Below are 21,315 nucleotides of genomic sequence, written 5' to 3' on the forward strand. Positions count from 1 at the left end.
ACTTGTGGGACATTCGGAGCTGAGCGGGCGGGAGGTGAAGGTGATGGATCTGATCGTGTCGGGCATATCCCATCAGTGGATCACCGCCGTTTGTTTCATCGGCATCGACCAACGACCGATTCCCGGTCGGTCGAAATGGGAGGGGGCACCATGACGGACATGATGCTGCAGGCTGTTGTCACCACGCGGACGTACGTCAACGGTTGGAAGAACACCGTCATGGATGCGGTCAAGCGCCGCAGCGACAAGGGGCAGGGCGCGATCGAGTATGTCGGCATCACCATCCTCGTGGTTGCGATCGTGATCGCGCTGATGAGCACGAACCTCGGTACGACGATCGCCACGAAGTTCAAGGCGAAGATCGACTCTGTTCTCAACGGGGGATCGGGCGGGGGACCGGGCGGGGGATCGAAGGGGTGAAGTGCGAGTCGGGGCAGGCCACACCGCTGTACATCGCAGCGGTGACGGGCCTGCTCTTCGTTGCGTTGATCTTCTTGACGTTCGGCGAAGCCGACATTCAGCGCAATGGTGCGCAGGGCGCGGCCGACGCCGCGGCGTTGGCGGCGGCCAAAGAATCGCGCAGCCTGCTCGCACCAGATCTGGAGGCCCACCTCGCAGACCCCGACTACCTTGACTCCGTGTTCAACGCCGCCTTCGCCGGAGTGCCCGGCGCAGCGTGTGGGAAGGCATCCGAGTTCGCCGCCCTGAACAAGGCAAGCGGTGTTCGATGCCGACCACTGACCGACGGCAGGTGGGGCTACGAGGTCAGCCTGACGTCCGACAAGGGCATGAGCACGAACGTCATTCCGGGCACCGCGGGAAAGAAGGCGAAGGCCGTGGCCGTGGCTGTTGTCGAACCACGCTGCACGTTCATTCCGGCCCCGGACAGTGACCCGGACGAAGGCCCGGACCCGACCCCGGACACGCCGGATACGCCGATCGGCAGGGTTCGCTGTGACGACGGCTTGGAATGGGGGATCGATCCCGAAGGAACGGAATCCATGCCTGACATGGCTGATCTCTTTTCCGTCCATCTGGCCGAAAACTGACCGATCGCGAGTGAACGCAAAGGATCTGGAGCAATGAGTATTCGGTACGTGAGAAGCATGCGCCGAACCGGTGCCGCAGCATTGCTGATCGGGACGTTGACCCTGTCCGTGGCCGCTTGCGGCGGCGACGACAAGGACAACGCTGGGAACAAGGCTCCTTCGAGCTCGTCCGCAGCGTCCAAGGCCGGTGACAAGACGGCGACCGGAGAGGGCGAATCGGGACCGGACAGCAGCAAGATCCTTGCGACTGTCAAGGGCGGAATGGGCATCGACATGGTGATCCACACCGCCGGACGTGACAAGGGCGGCTTCCTCACGCTGACGGGCGAGCTGAAGAACACCTCCGGCAGTCGCGTGGTCACGCCGGTCGAGTGGAGCGGCAAAGAGGAAGCGGTCGTCGGGACGGGCCCCTCTCTGGCCGCGATGACACTGGTCGATTCCCAGGCGAAGAAGCGCTACTACGTGCTCCGGGACACTGACAACCGTCCGCTGACCACGACGAACTACGACTCAGGAATCGACGCGGGCGCGAGCCTTCCCTTCTTCGCACAGTTTCCGGCACCGGCTCCGACGACCACCGAGGTGAGCGTTCAGTTTCCGGGTTTCAGTTCGGCGACGATCGAGATCTCCGGATGACCCCCCGCAGCATGGCGACAACCGTCCTCGCCGGGGTGGTCGCACTGGGAGTCCTCGGGGCCCCGCAGGCATTCGCCGACGACAGCCCCTACCCCTCCGCCTCCGCCGAGCCCCCCGTCGAGGTCGACCCGACCGACTCCGACCTCAAGCTCCCCGAGGGGGCCACCCTCGCCCCGCCCAAGGTCCTCGACATCAAGTCCGTCATCGAGGACCTCGGCGGCGAGGAGCGTCGGGAGGACACCAACGCGAACATCAAGTTCGCGCTCCAGGCGGAAGTGCTCTTCGGCAAGGACAGCGCCAAGCTGAGCGGCGAGGCCGAGGGGCGGATCAACGCCATCGCCGAGGAGATCAAGAAGCAGGACGCCCAAAAGGTCCGCGTCTTCGGGTTCACCGACGACCTCGGCTCGTCCGAGCACGGCGACGTGCTGTCCAAGAAGCGCGCCGAGTCCGTCCACAACGTGCTGGACGAGGCGCTCGGCGGCACCGGGATCACGTTCGAGATCCGGGGCTACGGCGAGGACTACCCGATCGCGAGCAACGACGACGAGGAGGGCCGCCGGAAGAACCGCCGCGTGGAGGTCTCCTTCCAGCGCGGCGAATCCGGCTCGCAGAGCTGACGCTCACCGCCGGCCACTCCAGCAGTTCGGGTCTCGGATCCCGGGTCTCGGGGTGCGAGCCTCGGGGCGGTTCCGTTCCCTCTTTCGTGTGTACGGAGAGGGCACTCCGCCCGAGTCTTGGGACCCGGGAGTCGGGCGTCGAGACCCGGGCTTCGAGAGTCGAGCGCTGTTGTACAACCGGTAGGTAGAAGAAGGGGGGTGGGGGAAAACCTCCCTCCCTCCCTACCCCGTCACGGCGAGCAAGTATGACTATCCGTGACTGACTTGCAACGCGGCGTCGCGGCTGCTTACGGTGCCGCCAGACGAAACGACCCCGACGCGGTGTGTTCACCACCGGCCGGGGTCTGACCCCAAGATCGCAAACCAAGAAAGACGATCTCGTGGCTACCCAAAACCTTAGCCCCGCCCTGCCGACGTCCGCTCGCTCGGCCCCGTATCCGAAGGCCAGTCCCGGCTACGGCAAGCGAGCCATCCCGAACCAACGCCAACCCCGCGCCGACGACTTCGCGTTCCTCCCGGAGCGGGAGCGGTACATCGCCGGGTACGTCGACACGCTTCCCGACGGTGCGGCGATGCACATCAAGTCCCTGGCCAAGTGCCAGCCCCTGTACGGGCAGATGGCAGTAGGCAGCGCACTGCGGGCCCTGGCCGTGGCCGGCCACCTGCGCCAGGTCCGGTGCGCGGTCGGTGACGGCGAGGGCATCCGCTGGGTCACCCGCACCTTCTGGTCGCGCACAGCCCGCGACAACGAGTGGTGGACCACCTTCCTCGCCGCCGAGGAGACCCACTGCGCCCCACAGCCGCCCGTGGGCCCGCCGCCGCCCTGGGGCCCGGCCGAACCCGCCGCCACGGAAGCGCCGGACGCGCCGGAGCCCCCGGCACCCGCCGCCCCGGCCCTGCCGCAACAGCGCGCCCAGGCGCCGCAGGCCCCCTCGCCCGCGTACCTCGCCCTGGCGGAACTGGGCCGTACCGATCCCCGCCTGGCCCTGTCCGCCGCCGACTGCGCGGCACTGGAAGAGCTGGCCGCCCAGTGGTTCGCACGCGGCGCGGACGCGAACTACCTCACCCACGCCCTCGCCGCCGGACTCCCCGAAGCCGTCGACTCACCCGTCGGCTTCGTCCGCCGCCGACTCGTCAACAAGCTCCCGCCGAACCTCCCCGCCCCCGTCCCGCAGGCCGCACCCGTCCGCCACCTGATGATCGAGTGCGCCGACTGCCGCACACCCGGCCCGCCCGAGGTATTCCGCGACGGCCTCTGCGGCCCCTGCCTCCGCAGTACCCACGGCCCCGCCATCCCGACCCCCGAGGAGCCCCCCAACCCCGGCCGCGACATCCAGGCCCACGTACAACACCTCCGCGCCCAACTGAGAGCCCGCTGAACGCCCCGACGACCGCGCGCGAGTGGGAGAAGCCGTGGAACCGCCTACCCGGCCTGTGCGTCAGAAGGCCGTGGCTGAACGAATCGGGAAGGCCGTCGGCGCTGTTGTGCTGGCTGCCGGGGTACTGACAGGCTGCGGCACGGCCAGCGGTGACGACAAGGAGCCTGTCCGGTCGGCACCGTCCAGTCGGACCGTGCCCTTGGACCTCTACACACATTGCGGGATCGACGAAGCCCGCATCGGCTCAACGTACTTCGAGGCGGAAAGCCCGCTCTCCGATGGTTCGGGCAACCCGCCCGCTGGATGGGGAAATCCCACCCAGCGCGGCACGATGACCTTGAAGTCCGACAGTGAGGCCGTCTTCACCGACGATGCCGGCCATGAGGTCCCCTTCCGCGCCCGGCCGGGTGCGAGCGCCTTCAAACGGCTCTGCGCTTGAGCGGGCGAGCCCTGCCACGTGCCAGGGCTCGCCCAAGTTCCCGTGTCCGCTGTCTCGTCTTCCCAGTCCCTGTCGTGTTGGCCAAGCCGGGTTCGCTCCCTGCAGGGACGGCGTGTCCGTCTTGCGGTTCTTCCTGGAGGAGGTGCCCGATCCCCGCTCCCGGCGTGGCCGCCCCGCGAGGCGGAACGGCCCCAGGGTCCTGGCAACGTCGCCCGGTCGCTCTGCGACGTGAGGCTTGCAGGGTCGGAAAGCCGAAGCGAACGTCGCGCCCGGAAGCGGACGTCAGAGCAGGTGGTCCGCCTTGCCGGCCTTGATGTCCCGGATCATCTGCGCGAGGGCCTCGCGGCTGTCGGTGAGGGCGTGCGCCTCGTCACCGGCGACGGCGATGTAGCCGTTTCCCTCGGAGTCCGTACCCAGGCGGAAACAGTTGTTTCCTTCCCCACAGAAGGCGTCTTCCCAGTCGATCGCTGTCATGTCGTACGTCCTCACAGTCGGTTCGAGACGGCGTGAATGAAGTCCCGCGAGTCGGCCGAGTCCAGAGACGCGGCCTCCAGCCAGTCCAAGTGGGCCCGGTATTTCGTCAACTGTCCGTCAGCATGCATGAATTCCGGGCCGTGCGCGGAGTCGAGCTGAACGGTGTCCAGTTGAGGCACGGCGCCATGGGCGTAGAGAAGGGCGTGCCCGGCACCGGGGAACGCGCCGCAGCTGACCGGGATGACGCGGATGTCGATGTGCTCGCGCTCGGACATCTCACAGAGGTGCCGGAGCTGTGCCTTCGTAGCCTGCGGGCCACCGAACTCCATGCGCAGAGCGGCTTCGTGTACGTAGCCCGCGTACGGTACGGGCGGTTGGCTGTCGAGCACCCGTTGCCGGTCGATCCTGTGGGCAACTCGCAGTTCGACCTCCAGCGGGGAAAGCTTGGGAAGCACGGCACCGAAGACCGCGCGGGCGTAGTCGTCCGTGTGTAGGAGGCCGGGCAGGTGAACGGTCTGCGCCGTGCGGATGCCAGTGGCGTGCCATTCGAGCTCGGCGATGTCGAGAAGGCCCGAAGGAAGCTGGCCGCGGTACTTCTCCCACCACCCGGGCCCGGCCGGTTCCGCCATCCGCACCAGGGCATCGACGTATTCTCCGTCCGCACAGGCGTAGTTGCAGGCGAGAGTGCGGATTCGGGCGGGGGTGATCGGGCGGACGCCGGCCTCCATGTTGGAGATCTTCGTACGGTCGATGCCCAGCAATCCTGCGGCGTACGTTGTGGTCGCCTCTGCCGCGACTCGCATCTTTCGCAACTCGGCGCCCAGCCGCTTCTGGCGCTCTGTGGGAGTGGAACTGCTCGGCATTGAGCCCTTCTTCCGCCGACGATGGGGACAGTCTGTCGCGGCCGAGAGTGCGCAGTCCAGGAGAGTAGGGGGCAATTGCCTCCAATGTGGCGACACGTGTGCCAAGTCGCGCTACATTCAGTAGCGCACTGCTCACGCAAAGCCGAGCCGAAGTGCATCGCGCGGTCCTGCCCGCAGCCTCCTTCCCTGGGAGGGGCGGTCCCGCGTCAGGGAGACAGGCCACAGCTCGTCCGCGTACCGCACCGCCTCGTCAGGGAGTCACCCATGCGCGTTTCACCGCTCACCGCACTCTGCCCGGCCGTCGCCGGAACCTCGTACGCCCCGCCGCCCCGCCTGCACCCCAAGAGGCGGTCCGGCAGCGGGCTCGGGCTGAGTTTCACGCTCCCCGGTGGCGTCCGCAGCGCGTCCATCGCCCGTACGGCGACGGCTGTCGCGCTGGAGGCCCACGGGCTCACCGCGTACGTCTGGCCGGTGTCGCACGCGGTGAACGAACTCGTGTCCGTCACCGCGCGACTGTCCCCTGGGCGTGAGCTGTACGTATCGCTCCGCCACGACGAGGACGCGGTCCGCCTCCTCGTCTGGGACCAGCACCCGCACCACGTCGAAGCGGACACGGCCGCGCTCTGCGAGGTTCGGCGCCGACGGGCGCTCTGGCTGCTCGCGGCGGTCGTCGACGACTGGGGAGGGGAGTGGGGCGTGTGCGAGGCCCCGCAACCCATGCGCGGCTCCAAGTCCTGGGTCACGCTGCCGCGTTGACCCCACGCCCGATGGGGTGATCGAAGGCCGGCTTCGGGTCTGTGTCGTCTCCGATATATACGGTCTGTGAGGCGCGGCATGGACCGGCGCACGAGGATCACGAGCGGAATCGGGGCGTGGGATGGCCGGACATATGAAGTACAAGGCCCTGCGGGATCGCCGGCTGCGGGAGCAGGAAGCGGAGGTCGCCGAGCAGCTCAGGGCCCAGAGGGCGTTCAAGCTTCAGGGCGACCTTGCTCAGCTCTTCTACGACCGGCGCATGCAGCTGGGATACACGCAGGCGGAGGCCGCCTCCCGCTGCGGCATCACGCAGGCCAGAGTGTCGATCATCGAAGGCTCGGGTGCTCACCCGACCCCTGCCCTGCTGGAGAAGCTCGCCCGCGGGTTGCAAGCGGCCATCACGGTCGTCTATCACCGGGAGAGGGATCACGAGATCAGCCTCGTTCCCGAGGCGCCGGGAAGCTGGGAGGAGACCAAGCGCAAGGTGCGGGAGCGGCGCATCGCGGCGGGCCTGCCCGTGCGTACGGCCGAGGAGAAGCAGGCGGCCATGGCCCGGCTGGCCGCTGAGGTGCGGGCGTATCAGCTGGCCGAGGTGCGACGGGACCAGGCGCTCACACAGCGTGACGTCGCTGGGGTCATGGGAGTCTCTGCGCCGCGCGTGTCCGCGATCGAGCACGGCGAGGTCGACCGTACCGAGGTCGCGACCCTCCGGTCCTACGTGGAAGCGCTGGGCGGCAGGCTCAAGGTCGTCGCCGACTTCGGCGACACCGAGTACACCGTGGCGTGAGCCGGAAGGCCCGTCCCGCAGCAGCGGCGGCATCCGTGCCGCCGCCACTGTCGCCGATGGTGCCGGACGCGCCCGCGAGAGGGCTTCGGCCGCACGGCGATCTATCGCCCCCGCACCACGCGAGCCCTTCCCTGCGTACGGAAGCCGAGCGCATGCCGGTAGATCTCGGGCATCCGGTAACGTCCGTCGGCGTCTCTGGCCATCGCGCCCCACTGCTCCAGTGCTTCGACGTCGTCAGGGGACAGCTTCAGGTCGCCCGCGTCGAAGGGCATCTTGACCGAGTCGGAGAAGGCCGCCATGTGGCGCAGGAGCTTCCCCAGGCGAGGGTTCTCCTGGCTGATCTCGTCCACCTTCGCGCGACTGCACCTACTCAGCGCGTCGCGCATGGCGGCTGGGGCCAGCACCCGGTCGGGCCAGCGGTCGTCGCCGATGGAGGCGGCCGCGGCCTCACGCAGGAACCGGACGACATCGCGCGCCTGGATCTGCTTGTTGAAGTCCGCGAGCGCCGCCGGAACCCACCGCTCCGTCCACGCCTCCCGCGAGTTCTCGGCACCGAGCTTCGAGCCCCACAGCGGGAGGAGGCCGCGCCCGACCTCATCGGGGGACATGTCCGCGATGGGAACCTCCGGCTCTGCGACGGCGCCGGCGTTCGACGCGATCCACAGCGAGAGCCGGAGCGCGTCGTCGGTGCCCCAGCGCAGCTCGTACGGGGAGTAGCGGTCGAGGAACTGCCCCAGGTTCTGCTTGATCGCGCCGCGGACCAGGTCCTGACGTACGAACACCACCAGGCCGAGCGAGCGGTTGCGGAGGCGGCGGAGCCACTCGGGGACGTCGTGCAGCAGCGTCCGCAGGGCGATGCGCCGTGGTTCGTCCTCCAGGGACTCCAGCCAGTCCTCCAGTCCGTCGATCACGAAGAGGCAGCCCTGCCCCGGTTCGAGGGCCCGTCGGATGAGGAACTCATCGGCCGGTTCGTCGCGGTCCGCGCCGGCCGACCAGGCCATGCACTCCAGCCAGCGCTGCCGCCAGAATCCCGGGTCGGTGGCCCGGTCGTCGTTGAGGCCGGCGTTCAGGTGACCGCGGAGCTCGTCGGCCGTAATGCCCTGCCCACCGGCGGCGCGGTCGCGGAGGGTCTGCGGGGAGTGTCCTCCACCGGTCGGTTCCGAGATGTTGGCCGGGTCGAGCACCGGGACGACCGCGGCCGTCCGTTCGACCCGCAGCCCGTTCTCCTTCGCGAAACCTTCCCAGGTGCCGGCCGTGCACATCCTGGCGAAGGTGAACGTCTTGCCCGCGCCCTTCGCGCCGACGACCACCGCCACCGGAAGGTCGGTGATGTGATCCGCGACTAGGCGGCGCACCGGCTCGGTGGTGAGGAACCCGAGACCCGCGTCCATGCCCCGGCGCTCGGCGAAGACGAGGCGGCTCGCTTCCCGTTCCAACGCGCGGCGGCGCTCCTCCAGTGTCGACGGCCCCCCGGTCAGTGGTGGGGCCGCTTGCGGGGAGCTGGGGGCGAAACCGCTGAGCAAATCGGGCAGTCCGCAGCGCCGTACGACCTCCACCACCGCGTCCCAGTTCTCCGGGAGCGCGAGCAGCTCCTCCCGGAAGGGGCTGCGCACGGGTTCGGTCAGGACCTGCTTGTCGACGGCGAGATCCTCCTCGGCGCACTCGTCGTCGCCCGGTGGAGCAAGGGCGGACGACAACTCGGCGGACAACTGCCCACACGCCTGCTGCGCGTGGGCGTCGTGGAGGTCCCGCCGGAACTGCGTCACGATCGCGCCGGGAGTCGGGTCCGTTCCCGCCACCGCTGGGGACGCCGAGCCGAGTTGGCGGATCATGAGGTGGGTTCCCCGAAGGGACTGGCTGCTGATCGTGGTGACGAAGATCCTGCTCACACGCGGGTCCATCAGGATGGGCGCCGCGAGTTCGGACGCTCCGGCCCGCAGGTCCAGTACGACGGTGTCGGCGCCGGCCGCGACGGCGAGAGCGGCGAAGGACTCGCTGAGAAAGTACGGCGAGCGGTCCTCGGTCAGCAGGTCGGTGGGGCCGATACGAGGCGGCCCGAGCTGAGTGCGCCGGCTCGCGGGAAGCACGGTGACACTGCCCTGCCCCGGGTAGCGCGAGACCCGCTGGTTGGGGAGGTACGCGGCGGCGATCTCCACGGCTCGCGTGGGATCGCCGTGCTGGGACCCGTGGAGGAGGGCGAGGACATCCTCGTAAGCGATATCGCAACGCCCGCCCTGCGCCTCGTACATCCAGCTGATGCCGGGTGCCTCCAGGTCCGCGTCCACGAGGAGGACATGCCGGCCTCGGGAGGCCAGCAAGTCGGCCAGTGCGACGGCGTGCAGGGTGCGTCCGACGCCACCCTTGAAGGAGTGGAAGGCGATGAGCTGCTTGTCGTCGGTGAACTGAGCGCTCCCCGGGCGTGGCAGGGGCTCGCCCAGTGCCGAGGTGACGCGCCGCTCGCTGAGCCTCGGACGGCGTGGGGCCGCGCCCGAGTCGTTCGCTTCGACCAGGCGCACGGGCAGCGAGAGAGGGTGCTGAGCTGCGGGGCGATCGAGAGCGAGCGTCAGTTCCCGCTCGCTCTCGGCTGTCGATCCGAGACCGAACTGGTCGTCCAGCCACTCGCGGACGGCCTCATTCCCCGTACCGGGCCGGACGGTCAGTTCCAGCGCGTCCCACCAGGCGTCGACCTCCAGCAGCCACTGCGGCCACAGGCCGTCTACAGCGGCCTCCGCCAGTCGGGAGTCGATGTCCACCCAGGTGAAGAGCTTGCCGGCCATAACGCTCAAGTTCCTTTCCTGGCGTTCTTCACCAGTGATTTCAAGGCTTCCAGCGCGGCCTTCTGATCAGCTGCGCGCAGTTCCGCACCATAACGCCAGGCCTCATGCAACTGGTGGCTCTCGATCCAGCTGCTGTCCTTGTGCCGACGACAGCGCAAGGGGTCGTGCCCGGGGACGGGATCCTGAAGGTTCAGCGCCTTGGCCAAGCGGCGCAGATCGTGTGATCGCAGGTCACTGGGCAGGGCGGAGGTGTCCTCCCGTTGCAGAATCCAGCGCAGTACCTCCGCCTTCAACCCGCACTCCGCCGCGTAGAAGAGCAACAACCCGCTGCTCGCCCCGTCCCCCGTTTGCTCGGCGGCCAGTCCCTGCTTCTCGAGCCGCGCGCGGCTCCGCCGCAGCTCCCCCACCCCCACGTCGACCATCGCATCAGACTACTGGCGGAGAGGAGCCGCCCCCGCGGAGACCGGGCCGCTTCTTGCGGTCGGTGCGGTTCTCGAGGAGGGCCTGGCGGATCTGAGCGGCGGTTCTGCGTGCGTGATCGCTGGTCGAGGTGACTGACGCGGTGCCGGGAACGAAGCGGTGCTCCGGTTGCTGGCAGTAGCCGCACGGGGTGTCGTCGCGGCTGGGGTCGTCGTGGATGAGGTAGCCGTCTTCGCAGTCCGGATTACGGCAGGAGCCGCGCCGGACGAGGTGCTCGACGATCTCCTGGGGGGACCAGCGCCGCCGGTTGTCCTCGTCGCGCTCGTGGATCGCGTGTGACCAGCGTGTGTGCCACCGCCGTTCTACGCGGGCGAGGAGCTGCGCGGGGGTGCGCTGCGCGAGTTCGGCGGAGAGGATCTCGCGGAGGCTGTGCGGGAGGCGGTGGCCGAGGGCCTGGAGCAGCGGCTGGGGGAAGCCCTGCGTGATGAAGGCGACGGGGTCGTTCCCCGGTCCCCGTTTCCAGGTACGGCACGGGCAGGCTTCCGTCTCCGGAAGCCGGTTCCCGCAGCGGGGGCATCTGCCCTGGCATTGCGCGCAGATGCCGTTGGTCAGCCCTTCGAGATGGGCTGCGGGTGCCCGGCCGCAGTCGGTACAGCACGACGCGCACAGACCGCACAGGCGTTCGTCGTGCCGGCGGGTCGTCCAGGGGCGTTGCTGGCAGCGGCAGCACAGGTGTGCCTTGCAGTAGTCGCTGTGCGCGCCGTCGTACCGGCCCAGGTTCTCGAGCACGGTGACTCTCCTGTGGGTTCTCTCGGCCGGTGTTCATGTGCCCGGCGTCGTACCAGGGCATTATCGGGTGTTCAGGCCGCCTCCTTACGTTTCACCACTTGTCCACCATCCAATTCCAGCCGCCTCCCGTCGAACCGGTCCCGCAGCCGCCGGTCGTGCGTCACCACGACCACCGCCCCCCGGAACCCGGCCAGCGCGCCCTCCAACTCCTCCACCAGGGACGGGGAGAGGTGGTTCGTCGGCTCGTCGAGCAGCAGCAGCTCCGGCCGGGACGCCAGTGTCGCCGCCAGCGCCAGCCGGGACCGCTCGCCGCCCGACAGGGTGGACAGCGGCCGGTCCCGGTCGAGGCCGGGCAGGCCGAGCCCGTGCAGGGCGATGTCCACCCGCGCGTCGGCCTCGTAACCGGCCCGCGCCTCGAACCGGGCGACCAGCCCGGCGTACTCCGCCAGCGCGGCGGCCAGCTCCGCCCCGGCCAGGCCCTTCAGCCCGGCCTCGGCCCGGCGCATCCGGGCCTCCAGCTCCCGCAGCCCGGCGAGCGCCGCGTCCACCGCGTCCTGCACGGTGGCCCCGGCGGGCAGGGCGAGCGACTGGGCGAGGTAGCCCGTACCACCGGGCGCGACCACGGTCAGTTCACCGTTGTCCGCCCGGTCCCGCCCGGCGATCAGCCGGAGCAGCGTGGACTTGCCGGCGCCGTTGTCGCCGATGATGCCGGCCTTCTCGTCCGGCCTGATGCTGAAGGTGACGTCGTCCAGCACGACGTGGTCGTCGTAGCGGCGGGTGACGTTCTGAAGAGTGAGTTGTCCGGTGTGCATGGGAAAGCCCCCTGTTCTCGGCCCGGGCCGATCGGCGCGCGGTGGTCGGGGCGCGTCCGCGCACGCCGGCAGCACACCGAGGACGCGTGCCGGAAGGCAGGAAGGCGTCACGGAGCTGCAAAGGCGTGAGAGTGCGGATGCGCGGGAGAACGCGCTGCGGAGCGGAGCTCAACGCAGGCGCAGGGGGAATATCACAGAGAACCCATGCGGACCAAGGTAGGCAGGGGACCGGACACCTGCAAACGGATTTCGGTCGGTCCGTGATCACTTTCGGTCGCGTGCGCCGCCCAGGCGGACCGGGACGCCCGGGGAGTACAGCACGCTGACCGGGGCCTCGCTCGGGGCCGGCAGGCCTGCCGCCTCGATCAGGTTCTCCTCGCAGAGGAGCAGGTCCGCGCGGTGCAGGGGCCAGCGGGGGTGGTCGTTGCGCAGGTAGGAGGTGCGGCCGAACAGGGAGTGGTGCAGGCCCCAGCGCGCGGTGAGGAAGTGTTCCAACTCCGTGGGACGGCCGATGCGTTCGCCGGGGCGCACGGTGATGCGGCTGTACGCGCCGCGAGGGCCGGGTACGCGGCGCGAGCTGGTGTAGCCGATCGTGTCCCCGGCGGCCTCCACCCGCATCCGGGACCACACGTACGGCAGGCGGAAGCCCAGCCGGCCCATCGCCGCGGGGAGCAGCCGGGACGCGTCCAGCGAGCGGAAGACGACCCCGCGCCGCCCCTGCGCGTCGACCGAGTACAGGCGCACGTTCGTCTCGGGGAACGACCCGAGGTACGGCACACCGGGCAGCCCCAGCCACCCCACCCGGTGCATCCGGAAGGCGATCAGCCCGACGTAGGTGGCCCCGTCGAACGTGTCGGGCACCGTCCCCGCGGGCAGCAGCCCCGCCACCGCCTCCGGCTCCACGGCCCAGTGGACGAAGCAGAGGTCGAGCCACTGCTGGGTGAGGAGCGGGCGGCGCAGGATGCCGGGGGCATCGGGCGTCACGGGCGCGGGTGTCGTCACGGCCCCAGCGTGGCACGGCCGTCCGACGCGCCCTACGCGCCCTCCCGGTCCGCCTCCGCGAGCGACGCCGCGAGGTCCGCGTCCCGCATCCCCGGCAGCTCGTACCCCTTGGCCTCGTCCCACTCGATGTCCAGGTCGTCCATGTGCACGTGCCACTCGGCGTCCGGCAGCGCCCGGCGCAACTCCGTGACGGAGTCCAGCACATGGGCGACCACCGGCAGCAGGCGACCGGGGTCGAACGGCATCTTGGTGGAGCCGGAGAGGACGGTCTCGGGCTCCGCCGCCTGCGGCTCGTACACGTACAGGCTCTCCTCGTCCTCGTACGGGAACGACGCCTGGCGCGCGGTGACGACACGGGTGACGGCAGCCGGCTCCGGCCCGCTCAGCGGGGTCGCGCGGCGCGCGGTGTAGTAGAGGGAGACGCTCATGAGGGGAGCGTACGGGCGGGGTGTGACAACGCGGTCCGGGAGCCCGCACCCGTGAGGGAACGGGTGTACCGGACGGGAACGTGAGCAGAAGACGAGAGGCGGGGAGCGGGCCCGGCCCCGTACCCCGACGCCGCCCCTTCGCACCGCTCACGCCCCCGGAGCCGCAACCGTGTCCAGTCAGTCCAGCGGCGCCGCCGCCGGGGCCCCGCCCCACCCGCGCAGAACCCAGCAGACCGCCTCCGGAAGTCCCCGGCGCTGGCCGCTCGCCCTGCGCCGCACCCCCGTCTCGCTGTGGAACGACGACATATCCGACTGGGCCGCGGCCCTCACGTACTACGCGATCCTCGCCCTGCTGCCCGCGCTCCTGGTGACCGTCTCCGTCATCGGCCTCGCCAGCCCCGGCGCCACCGGCGCGCTGATCGCCGACATCACCGCCTTCGCCCCCGCCGAGGCCGCCGCCGCGCTGCGCGAGCCGCTGGAGGCCGCCACCCAGCAGCGCACCGCCGTCTGGCTGCTCGTCGCGACCGGGACCGTCAGCGCGCTCTGGTCCGCCTCCAGCTACCTGGCGGTGTTCCGGCGCGCGCTGCACGCCATGCACGGCGTACGGGACACCCGGCCCGCCCTGCGCCAGGCGCACATCATCGTGGCGTGGGCGGTCGGGCTGCTCCTGCTGATGATGGCCAGCGCGTTCGCCCTCGTGCTCACCGGGCCGCTGGCGCGCTGGGCCGGGCACCGGCTGGGCATCACGCATGTGGGGGACGCGGTGTGGGCGGTGCTCAAGTGGCCGCTGCTGCTCTGCCTGGTCGCCGGACTCATCACGGTCCTCTTCCGGACCGGCCCGGAGCCGGCCCGCCGGGCCCGTCAGGCACTGCCCGGCGGGATGCTCGCGGCGCTGCTGTGGCTGGCCGCGTCGGCGGGATTCGCGCTGTACGCCACGTACATCGGCTCCTACAGCCGGCTGTACGGCTCACTCGCCGGGCTCGTGGTGTTCCTGATCTGGGTGTGGTTCGCCAACCTGGCACTGCTGACCGGGGCCCAGTTCAACGTCGAGCTGGACCGGGCCCGGCGCGACTAGTCTCCGGTCGTCCCGTCCACGATCTCGCGGATGATGTCGATGTGGCCGTTGTGCCGGGCCGTCTCCTCGATGAGGTGCAGCAGGATCCAGCGCAGGTCGGGGCGGCGGCCGCTCACGCGCACCCGCTGGGCCGAGGCGTCCAGGCCATGGGCCGCGACGAGCTCCCGGTAGCGGGCGCTCTGCTCCTCGTACTCCCTCAGCACGTCGGCGAGCGGCATGTCGACGGCGATCCGCATCTCGCGGTCCGGGTCCTCGTCCGTCCACGGGCCCTCGTCCTCACCGCCGAGGAAGACGACCTCGAACCAGTAGTACTCGACCCAGCGCAGATGGTTGACGACCCCCGCGAGCGTCATCAGCGGGGAGCCGGGCAGGGGCGCGCGGACGGCGTTCTCCTGCGAGACCCCCTCGCACTTGGCCACGGCGGTGGCACGGGTGTAGTCGAGGAAGGTGGTCAGCTGGGTGCGCTCGTCCCATGCGGGAGGCGAATCGGTGCGTGTCATCGCCGCACAGCTTCCCGGCGCGGGACGGGGTTGTCCACCGCTTATGCCCCGAGGCGAAGGCCCCTGTACCCGGGTCAGGACCAGGGGTTGCCCGTACGCTCGGAGACCGACCACCCGCCGGCCCCCCCCCACGCCGCCGCCCCGCGCGGTGTCGTGGGCGAGGAGGGCAGCCTTCACGTGTCCCGAGGTGACGTGCCGATGAGCGACGGATTCTTCTGCTCGTACCACCTGTCCTGGAGCCGGCCCGACGCCGAGTCCCTGCTCGGCGACCTGGAGGCGGCCGGGGTGCGGGCGGACCACCCGGTCACCCGGCGGATCACCCTGATCAGCCCCGGCGCCGGCCCGGCCGGTACGCAGTCCTTCGTGACCCGGGACCAGTTGGTGCTGCTGGCCGGGCTGCAACGCCTCGACCGGGTCGACTTCCTGCTCTGGCTCCCCGGCGGTGACGCGGTCCACGTCCGGATCGGCCGGTGCGACGACGGGGCGGTCGAGCTGCGCTTCGCTCTCGGCCCGCCGGCCCGCGCCGACGAGGAACGCCTGGTGCGCGCGATACGCGAGGCGATCGGACGGGCCTCACTGCTCTGCGTCGGCTTCGTGCTCGACCGCGAGGGCGCGTCGGCGGCCACCGACTGGCCCGGCTTCATCGTCAAGGGGTCGGTGTACTTCGACTGCTGGCCCGACACCCTCGCCGTGCTCCCCGAAGTGGCCGCCGCCCAGCCGCAGTTGTCCGGCGTGAACTCCTTCACGCAGTCCCCGTGGACCGTCTACGGCAGCGACGTGCCCAACCGCTGAGCGGGGCCGGTCAGGGAGCCGGGGTGATCCGCACCTGCATGCCCGGCCGCAGCCCCCACGCCGCCATGGCGCCCGCCTCCGCCTCGATCACATGGCGGCCGCGCAGCCGCGGCAGCCCCAGCCGGCCCGGTCGCATCGTGTGGACGGCCAGCACGTTGAACCTCCGGTCCAGGTACGCCACATCGATCGTGAACCGCATCCCGAAGGAGTGCACACTCCCGCACGGCGTGATCATCAGCGCCCCGTCGACCCCGTCCCGGCCGAGCAGCCCGCGCGCCCGGTGCCGGTAGGAGGCCGCGATCCGCAGCGGCACCCGGGTCTCCGTCACCCCGTCCCGGTCCGTGATCGTGAGCGTTCCCGTGCCATCGCGCCATCGAGCCATGGCCCGACGGTAGCGGCGCCGGGCCCGCCCATGGGCCCGAATCCACAGGCCCAATCCCCGCTCGGGGCAGCCCGGTTAGGATCGCCGGGGTGTACGCCATGCTGATGGGGATCGCCGCACTCTGGGGCGCCGCGACCGGGCTGCTGGTCCCGCGCGCCGCCTACCGGTTCGCCGTCCCGCCCGGCGAACCCTGGCGCACCGCCTGCCCGGCCGGCCACCCCCTCACCGGCCCCGCCCGCGCCTGGTTCGGCGCGGCGCGCTGCGGCGCGTGTGCGCAGGGGCCGGACACGGGGGCGGACACGGGGGTGCTTACGATCGCGCGGGCGCCGGGGCGGGCGTCGGGGCGGGCGCCGGGGCGGGCGTCGGGCCTGGGCGCGGCACCCCACCGCCTCGCCCCCCTCCTCACCGCGCTCGCCTGTGCCGCCCTCGCATGGGCCACCGGGACGCGGCCCGAGCTGGCGGTCTGGCTGGTGCTCGCCCCGGTCGCCGTGCTCCTCGCGAGCATCGACCACCGCGTCCACCGGCTCCCGGACGGGCTGACCCTGCCGGCCGCCGGGGCCGCCGTCGTACTCCTGGGCCTGGCGGCGCTCCTGCCGGAACACGCGGGCTCCTGGCTCTCCGCCCTGCTCGGCGGGCTCGTCCTCGGCGGGTTCTACTTCCTGCTCTTCCTCATCAACCCGAACGGCATGGGCCTCGGCGACGTCAAGCTCGCCCTCTCCCTGGGCACGGTCCTCGGCTGGTACGGCTGGGCGGTCGTCTTCGCCGGGGGCTTCGCCGGCTTCCTGTTCGGCGCGCTGTACGGGCTCGCGCTCGTCGCCCTGCGGAGGGCGGGACGGAAGACGGGCATCCCGTTCGGCCCGTTCATGATCGCGGGAGCGTTCCTGGGCCTGCTGTTCGGCGGCCTGGCGGCGTGACCGCCGTGACCCCCTCCGGCCTGACCGCCCCGACGTAATCCTGTCGCGTCCGACGGCCGCCCCTGGGAGCATGGCCCCCATGCCCGCCCCGTCCCACGACCACGCACCCGCCCCCGGCGAAGCCGCCCGGTTCGACGCCCTGGTCACCGAGGCCGGCTCGGTGTCCGTCGACGGCTGGGACTTCTCCTGGCTCGACGGCCGGGCCACCGAACAGCGCCCCTCCTGGGGGTACGCGCGGGCCATGGGGGAGCGGATGGGCCGGGCGCGGGCCGCGCTCGACATCCAGACGGGCGGTGGCGAGGTGCTGGCCTCCGTGCCGAAGCTGCCGCCGCTGGCCGCCGCCACGGAGTCCTGGCCGCCGAACATCGCCCGCGCCACCGCGCTGCTGCACCCGCGCGGGGTTGTCGTCGTCGCGGACGAGGACGAGCCGCCGCTGCCCTTCGCCGACGCGGCGTTCGACCTGGTGGTCAGCCGGCACCCGGTGACCACATGGTGGGACGAGATCGCCCGGGTGCTGGCCCCGGGCGGCACGTACTTCTCCCAGCAGGTCGGCCCGGGCAGCGTCTTCGAGCTCGTCGAGTACTTCCTGGGACCACAGCCCCCCGAGGCGCGCGGCGCACGCGACCCGGAGCGGGCCCGGGCCGACGCGGAGGCGGCCGGACTCGACGTCGCCGACCTGCGGTTCGAGCGGCTGCGCACCGAGTTCTTCGACATCGGCGCCGTCGTCTACTTCCTGCGCAAGGTCATCTGGATGGTGCCCGGCTTCACCGTCGAGCAGTACCGGCCCCGACTGGCCGAGCTCCACCACCGGCTGGAGACCGAGGGCCCGTTCGTCGCGCACACCACCCGCTTCCTGATCGAGGCCCGCAAACCCGCGTGAGAGCAACGCCCCCTCCGGGCCCGAAGGATGGCACTCTGGTCGCTGAGCGCTCGGGGGTGTCTAGGGGAAGGGGCAGGCCATGGACCGCGGCACCGACGGGGACGCCACGCACGGCCCGCGCCGGGGTGGCGCCGAGTGGCTCAAGGGGGCCAGGATCGTCGGCGTCCTCGGCATCTTCTACCGGCCCGAGGGCCGCATGGGCGAGCCGGAGGCCGTGTCCTTCGTGCTGGACGACGGCCAGTCCGTCCGCCTGACCTGCACCTCCGACGGCACCCTGCACGTCGGCGCCGGCACCTGGCCGCAGCTGCCCGACTGGTGCGTGCCCGCCGCCCAGTGGGAGTTCGCCGCCCTGGCCGGTCTGCCGCAGCCCCCCGAGGGCGGCTGGACGGTGCTCAGCACCGACGAGCGCAGGGACGAGCGGGGCGAGGTCCACGAGGCGGTGATCCGCTGCGAGGGCGGCCGGTTCGTGGTCGTCGGCGGGGACACCGTGGGCGTCCGATTCACCCGCGGCCACCGCGGCGCGGCGGCCGCGACCTGACGGCATGGCGCCGGGGCCCAACTACCGCCGCCACACGCCGGGTTCCCGTTCCATACTCGTACCCATGACCTCCGCGATACGTACGGCCCCGCTCCGCACCGGCGTCGCCGTGCTCCTGACCGCCTCCGCGCTCACCGGCTGCGGCCACGTCCTGGCCACCTCCGGCGACGCGGCGCCGCCCCCGGCCTCCGCCGTCTCCGTCCCCGCGAACCCGAACGCCGGGCAGGGCGCCGCGCCGAGCGCCGGGCAGGGTGTCGCGCCGAGCGCCGGGCAGGGTGTCGCGCCGAGCGCCCGGCAGGGCGCCGCCCAGGGCGGTGACGCCAACCCGCACTACGCCGAGAACCATGCCTTTCAGTCCACCCTGGACCTGTCCGAGGCGGACCGCGCCCGGGGCGAGGCGGAGGTGAAGAGGGTGAAGCAGGAGCTCGCCGCGCTCGCGGAAAGGGGCGAGTCCACCGAGGAGACGGTCTCCCAGGCGCTCCACGCCCTCGGATACCCGGACGGATCGGTCACCACGAGCACCTTCGGAACGAACCGCACCTCGTTCACCGTGTCTCTCGGGACCCTCTGCGTGGACGGCTCGCTGGACGGCATGGTCAACGGACTCGTCAATGCGGAGGCGCACGGTCGCTACATGGAGGGAACGGGCTGTGTGAAGCCCCGGGGCGGCCACTGACGAGCGGAATGTGGACATCCTGTGGACGTCTCGGGCGTGTTTCCGGTGCCCGTCCCGGGCCGGGCGGTGTTCCCGCAGGTCAAAGGCGTGCGGCGGGGGCCGGTCGATGACCGGAGCGAAGCCTCTCACTCTCGGAGAGTAATTATTTCGCGCCGCGGCACCCAACATCACTTACGAAGGGTTATGGTGGAAACCCCCCCTCGGGCCGGTCCGTAACCCCCCCCACGGACCGGCCCGTTTTTTGTGCCCCGAGGCCTCAGCCCCGTCCGGCCCAGATGTTGGTGCCCTCGGTGTCGACGGCGAAGGCGTCGATCTCCGTCAGCTCATCGGCCGACAGCTCGGGACCCGCCAGCGCCGCGACGTTCTCCTCCAGCTGCCCCACGCTCGACGCACCGATCAGCGCCGACGTCATACGGCTGTCGCGCAGCACCCACGTGAGGGCCAGCTGGGCGAGCGACTGGCCCCGGCGGCGCGCGATGTCGTTCAGCCCGTTCAGCCGCCGCACCACCTCCTGCGACAGCAGGTCCGGGTCGAGCGACTTGCCCTGCGTGGCCCGCGACCCCTCCGGGATGCCGTTCAGGTACTTCCCGGTCAGCAGCCCCTGGGCCAGCGGCACGAAGGAGATGCAGCCCATCCCGGCCGCCTCCAGCGTGTCGAGGAGCCCGTCCTCCTCGGTCCAGCGGTTGATCATCGAGTAGGACGGCTGGTGGATCAGGGCCGGCACCCCCATCTCGCGCAACAGCCGCGCCGCCTCGGCGGTCTGCGCCGAGTTGTACGAGGACACCCCCACGTACAGCGCCTTGCCCCGGTGCACGGCGGAGGCCAGCGCCCCCATCGTCTCCTCCAGCGGAGTCTCCGGGTCGAAGCGGTGCGAGTAGAAGATGTCGACGTAGTCCAGGCCCGTCCGCTTCAGCGAGGCGTCCAGCGACGACAGGAGGTACTTGCGCGACCCCCACTCCCCGTACGGGCCGGGGTGCATCTCGTACCCCGCCTTGGTCGAGATCAGCAGTTCGTCCCGGTACGGGGCGAAGTCCTGCCGGAACAGCTTGCCGAAGTTCAGCTCGGCCGAGCCGGGCGGCGGGCCGTAGTTGTTGGCCAGGTCGAAATGGGTCACGCCGAGGTCGAAGGCGCGGCGCAGGATGGCCCGCTGGGAACCGAGCGACCGGTCGTCGCCGAAGTTGTGCCAGAGGCCGAGCGAGACGGCCGGGAGCTTGAGGCCGCTGCGGCCGCTGCGCCGGTACTCCATGGAGTCGTAGCGCGATCCGGCGGCCAGGTAGGGGGAGGAGGAATCAGTCACGATTCCCTCCTTATCACGGACTTGTGACAGGCCGGGTTGGGTGGGTGCGGGGCCCGCGCAGTAATGTGGCCTGACGGGACTGCCATGACACGGCGGGGCGATCCGCCCCCTTCCAGTGCGGCGATCCGATCCCCAGGGGGCGACCCCGGACCCCGGGTGAAGGGGCCGGCGGGCCCGCACGGAACCGAGAGGTGGACTCAGTGAACTTGCGCGACCTGGTGTACGGGCTCTACGCACGCCGGGTGGAGGCGCGTCTCGACCACTCCCAGGTGCCCAAGCACATCGGCGTCATCCTCGACGGCAACCGCCGCTGGGCCAAGGCGTCCGGCGGCACGGCCGCCGAAGGGCACCAGGCCGGGGCCGACAAGATCAAGGAGCTCCTCGGCTGGTGCAGCGAGACCGACGTCGAGGTCGTCACGCTCTGGCTGCTGTCCACCGACAACTTCGACCGGCCCGAGTCCGAGCTGACCCCGCTCCTCGGCATCATCGAGAACACCGTCCGCGGCCTCGCCGCGGACGGCCGCTGGCGCGTCCACCACGTCGGCACCCTCGACCTGCTGCCCGCCCACACCCAGACCGTCCTCAAGGAGGCCGAGCAGGCCACGTTCGGGGTCGACGGGATAATCGTCAACGTCGCCGTCGGCTACGGCGGCCGGCAGGAGATCGCCGACGCGGTGCGTTCCCTGCTCCTCGACCACTCCGCCAAGGGCACCTCCTTCGAGGACCTCGCCGAGATCGTCTCCACCGACCTGATCTCCGAGCACCTCTACACCCGCGGCCAGCCCGACCCCGACCTCGTCATCCGCACCAGCGGCGAGCAGCGGCTGTCCGGCTTCATGCTCTGGCAGAGCGCCCACTCCGAGTACTACTTCTGCGAGGTCTTCTGGCCGGCCTTCCGCCGGGTGGACTTCCTGCGGGCGCTGCGCGACTACGCCGCCCGCCACCGCCGCTACGGGGGCTGAGGCGTCCGGGGCGCGTGTTTCCGCGCCCCGCCCCCCCCGGAAGTGGGCCGGTCGGCATGGCCGGCCGGGTA

Annotated in this window: 25 protein-coding genes and 2 pseudogenes; 16 read left to right on the plus strand and 11 right to left on the minus strand. The window is 71.0% G+C overall.

What is annotated here, in order from left to right; genetic code table 11:
• Window positions 1-150 precede the first annotated feature (150 nt).
• The 6 genes from OG242_RS21000 (at window position 151) to OG242_RS21025 (ending at window position 4,120) form a co-directional block, all read left to right on the plus strand.
• Entirely contained in the window at window positions 151-420 is a 270-nt protein-coding gene (locus OG242_RS21000) for a hypothetical protein (RefSeq protein ID WP_405899629.1), read from the plus strand.
• Window positions 417-1,049, plus strand: coding sequence for a pilus assembly protein TadG-related protein (locus OG242_RS21005; RefSeq protein WP_405899630.1), 633 nt, complete (start codon window positions 417-419; stop codon window positions 1,047-1,049). The genes OG242_RS21000 and OG242_RS21005 overlap by 4 nt, the downstream gene beginning before the upstream one ends.
• Window positions 1,050-1,082: 33 nt before the next feature.
• Window positions 1,083-1,685 (plus strand): hypothetical protein, encoded by a 603-nt coding sequence (locus tag OG242_RS21010; RefSeq protein ID WP_405899631.1) that lies wholly within the window; start codon window positions 1,083-1,085, stop codon window positions 1,683-1,685.
• A gap of 11 nt (window positions 1,686-1,696) precedes the next feature.
• The gene (locus OG242_RS21015) at window positions 1,697-2,302 is read left to right on the plus strand and encodes an OmpA family protein (RefSeq protein WP_405899632.1); all 606 of its coding nucleotides are present in this window, start codon (window positions 1,697-1,699) and stop codon (window positions 2,300-2,302) included.
• A 380-nt stretch (window positions 2,303-2,682) separates the two neighbouring features.
• Window positions 2,683-3,681 (plus strand): MarR family transcriptional regulator, encoded by a 999-nt coding sequence (locus tag OG242_RS21020; protein WP_405899633.1) that lies wholly within the window; start codon window positions 2,683-2,685, stop codon window positions 3,679-3,681.
• A 70-nt stretch (window positions 3,682-3,751) separates the two neighbouring features.
• Window positions 3,752-4,120, plus strand: a complete 369-nt coding sequence (locus OG242_RS21025; protein WP_405899634.1) for a hypothetical protein — start codon at window positions 3,752-3,754, stop codon at window positions 4,118-4,120.
• A gap of 282 nt (window positions 4,121-4,402) precedes the next feature.
• Here OG242_RS21025 and OG242_RS21030 read toward each other — a convergent pair whose 3' ends face one another.
• On the minus strand, window positions 4,403-4,594 hold the full coding sequence (locus OG242_RS21030) for a hypothetical protein (protein WP_405899635.1): 192 nt from the start codon (window positions 4,592-4,594) through the stop codon (window positions 4,403-4,405).
• 11 nt (window positions 4,595-4,605) lie between these two features.
• Complete coding sequence (locus OG242_RS21035; RefSeq protein ID WP_405899636.1) at window positions 4,606-5,457, minus strand: DUF5753 domain-containing protein; 852 nt, start codon at window positions 5,455-5,457, stop codon at window positions 4,606-4,608.
• 264 nt (window positions 5,458-5,721) lie between these two features.
• On the opposite strand from OG242_RS21035, the gene OG242_RS21040 reads away from it, so the two are divergent.
• The 3 genes and pseudogenes from OG242_RS21040 to OG242_RS21050 all read left to right on the plus strand — a co-directional run bounded on the left by OG242_RS21040 (window position 5,722) and on the right by OG242_RS21050 (window position 7,000).
• The gene (locus OG242_RS21040; protein ID WP_405899637.1) at window positions 5,722-6,213 is read left to right on the plus strand and encodes an ATP-binding protein; all 492 of its coding nucleotides are present in this window, start codon (window positions 5,722-5,724) and stop codon (window positions 6,211-6,213) included.
• A gap of 133 nt (window positions 6,214-6,346) precedes the next feature.
• Window positions 6,347-6,595: pseudogene (locus tag OG242_RS21045) on the plus strand (helix-turn-helix domain-containing protein); the annotation flags it as partial.
• Window positions 6,596-6,712: 117 nt separating this feature from the next.
• Window positions 6,713-7,000 (plus strand): XRE family transcriptional regulator, encoded by a 288-nt coding sequence (locus OG242_RS21050; protein ID WP_405901678.1) that lies wholly within the window; start codon window positions 6,713-6,715, stop codon window positions 6,998-7,000.
• Window positions 7,001-7,101: 101 nt separating this feature from the next.
• On the opposite strand, the gene OG242_RS21055 is transcribed toward OG242_RS21050, so the two are convergent.
• From OG242_RS21055 to OG242_RS21080, 6 genes and pseudogenes are all read right to left on the minus strand, one after another.
• A complete protein-coding gene (locus tag OG242_RS21055) occupies window positions 7,102-9,777 on the minus strand; it encodes a KGGVGR-motif variant AAA ATPase (protein ID WP_405899638.1) in 2,676 nt (891 codons plus the stop codon).
• A 5-nt stretch (window positions 9,778-9,782) separates the two neighbouring features.
• Window positions 9,783-10,199, minus strand: a complete 417-nt coding sequence (locus tag OG242_RS21060; protein ID WP_405899639.1) for a hypothetical protein — start codon at window positions 10,197-10,199, stop codon at window positions 9,783-9,785.
• 4 nt (window positions 10,200-10,203) lie between these two features.
• On the minus strand, window positions 10,204-10,986 hold the full coding sequence (locus OG242_RS21065) for a hypothetical protein (RefSeq protein WP_405899640.1): 783 nt from the start codon (window positions 10,984-10,986) through the stop codon (window positions 10,204-10,206).
• Window positions 10,987-11,075: 89 nt separating this feature from the next.
• Window positions 11,076-11,798 (minus strand): annotated as a pseudogene (locus OG242_RS21070) (ATP-binding cassette domain-containing protein); the annotation flags it as partial.
• 264 nt (window positions 11,799-12,062) lie between these two features.
• Window positions 12,063-12,800 (minus strand): YqjF family protein, encoded by a 738-nt coding sequence (locus OG242_RS21075; protein WP_405899641.1) that lies wholly within the window; start codon window positions 12,798-12,800, stop codon window positions 12,063-12,065.
• A gap of 32 nt (window positions 12,801-12,832) precedes the next feature.
• A complete protein-coding gene (locus tag OG242_RS21080; protein ID WP_405899642.1) occupies window positions 12,833-13,228 on the minus strand; it encodes a hypothetical protein in 396 nt (131 codons plus the stop codon).
• A gap of 169 nt (window positions 13,229-13,397) precedes the next feature.
• Between OG242_RS21080 and OG242_RS21085 the strand changes: the two genes are divergently transcribed.
• On the plus strand, window positions 13,398-14,303 hold the full coding sequence (locus OG242_RS21085; protein ID WP_405899643.1) for a YihY/virulence factor BrkB family protein: 906 nt from the start codon (window positions 13,398-13,400) through the stop codon (window positions 14,301-14,303).
• Here the strand turns inward: OG242_RS21085 and OG242_RS21090 are convergent.
• Window positions 14,300-14,803, minus strand: a complete 504-nt coding sequence (locus OG242_RS21090; RefSeq protein WP_405899644.1) for a DinB family protein — start codon at window positions 14,801-14,803, stop codon at window positions 14,300-14,302. The two genes, OG242_RS21085 and OG242_RS21090, sit on opposite strands and share 4 nt — an antisense overlap.
• 198 nt (window positions 14,804-15,001) lie before the next feature.
• Here OG242_RS21090 and OG242_RS21095 point away from each other — a divergent pair, with 198 nt between their 5' ends.
• A complete protein-coding gene (locus OG242_RS21095) occupies window positions 15,002-15,595 on the plus strand; it encodes a hypothetical protein (protein ID WP_405899645.1) in 594 nt (197 codons plus the stop codon).
• A 10-nt stretch (window positions 15,596-15,605) separates the two neighbouring features.
• Here OG242_RS21095 and OG242_RS21100 read toward each other — a convergent pair whose 3' ends face one another.
• The gene (locus tag OG242_RS21100; protein WP_405899646.1) at window positions 15,606-15,977 is read right to left on the minus strand and encodes a DUF192 domain-containing protein; all 372 of its coding nucleotides are present in this window, start codon (window positions 15,975-15,977) and stop codon (window positions 15,606-15,608) included.
• An 89-nt stretch (window positions 15,978-16,066) separates the two neighbouring features.
• Between OG242_RS21100 and OG242_RS21105 the strand changes: the two genes are divergently transcribed.
• From OG242_RS21105 to OG242_RS21120, 4 genes are all read left to right on the plus strand, one after another.
• Window positions 16,067-16,891 (plus strand): prepilin peptidase, encoded by an 825-nt coding sequence (locus OG242_RS21105; RefSeq protein WP_405899647.1) that lies wholly within the window; start codon window positions 16,067-16,069, stop codon window positions 16,889-16,891.
• Window positions 16,892-16,970: 79 nt separating this feature from the next.
• A complete protein-coding gene (locus OG242_RS21110) occupies window positions 16,971-17,771 on the plus strand; it encodes a class I SAM-dependent methyltransferase (RefSeq protein WP_405899648.1) in 801 nt (266 codons plus the stop codon).
• Window positions 17,772-17,850: 79 nt separating this feature from the next.
• Complete coding sequence (locus OG242_RS21115; RefSeq protein WP_405899649.1) at window positions 17,851-18,309, plus strand: hypothetical protein; 459 nt, start codon at window positions 17,851-17,853, stop codon at window positions 18,307-18,309.
• Window positions 18,310-18,373: 64 nt separating this feature from the next.
• The gene (locus OG242_RS21120) at window positions 18,374-18,985 is read left to right on the plus strand and encodes a hypothetical protein (protein ID WP_405899650.1); all 612 of its coding nucleotides are present in this window, start codon (window positions 18,374-18,376) and stop codon (window positions 18,983-18,985) included.
• Window positions 18,986-19,241: 256 nt separating this feature from the next.
• On the opposite strand, the gene mgrA is transcribed toward OG242_RS21120, so the two are convergent.
• Entirely contained in the window at window positions 19,242-20,282 is a 1,041-nt protein-coding gene (mgrA, locus tag OG242_RS21125) for an L-glyceraldehyde 3-phosphate reductase (protein WP_405899651.1), read from the minus strand.
• A 200-nt stretch (window positions 20,283-20,482) separates the two neighbouring features.
• On the opposite strand from mgrA, the gene OG242_RS21130 reads away from it, so the two are divergent.
• Window positions 20,483-21,244 carry an isoprenyl transferase gene (locus OG242_RS21130; protein WP_405899652.1) on the plus strand — a complete coding sequence of 254 codons (762 nt, stop codon included), beginning with the start codon at window positions 20,483-20,485 and terminating at the stop codon, window positions 21,242-21,244.
• Window positions 21,245-21,315 lie beyond the last annotated feature (71 nt).

The organism is Streptomyces sp. NBC_00727 (assembly GCF_045161745.1).
In the GTDB taxonomy this organism is placed as follows: Bacteria; Actinomycetota; Actinomycetes; order Streptomycetales; family Streptomycetaceae; genus Streptomyces.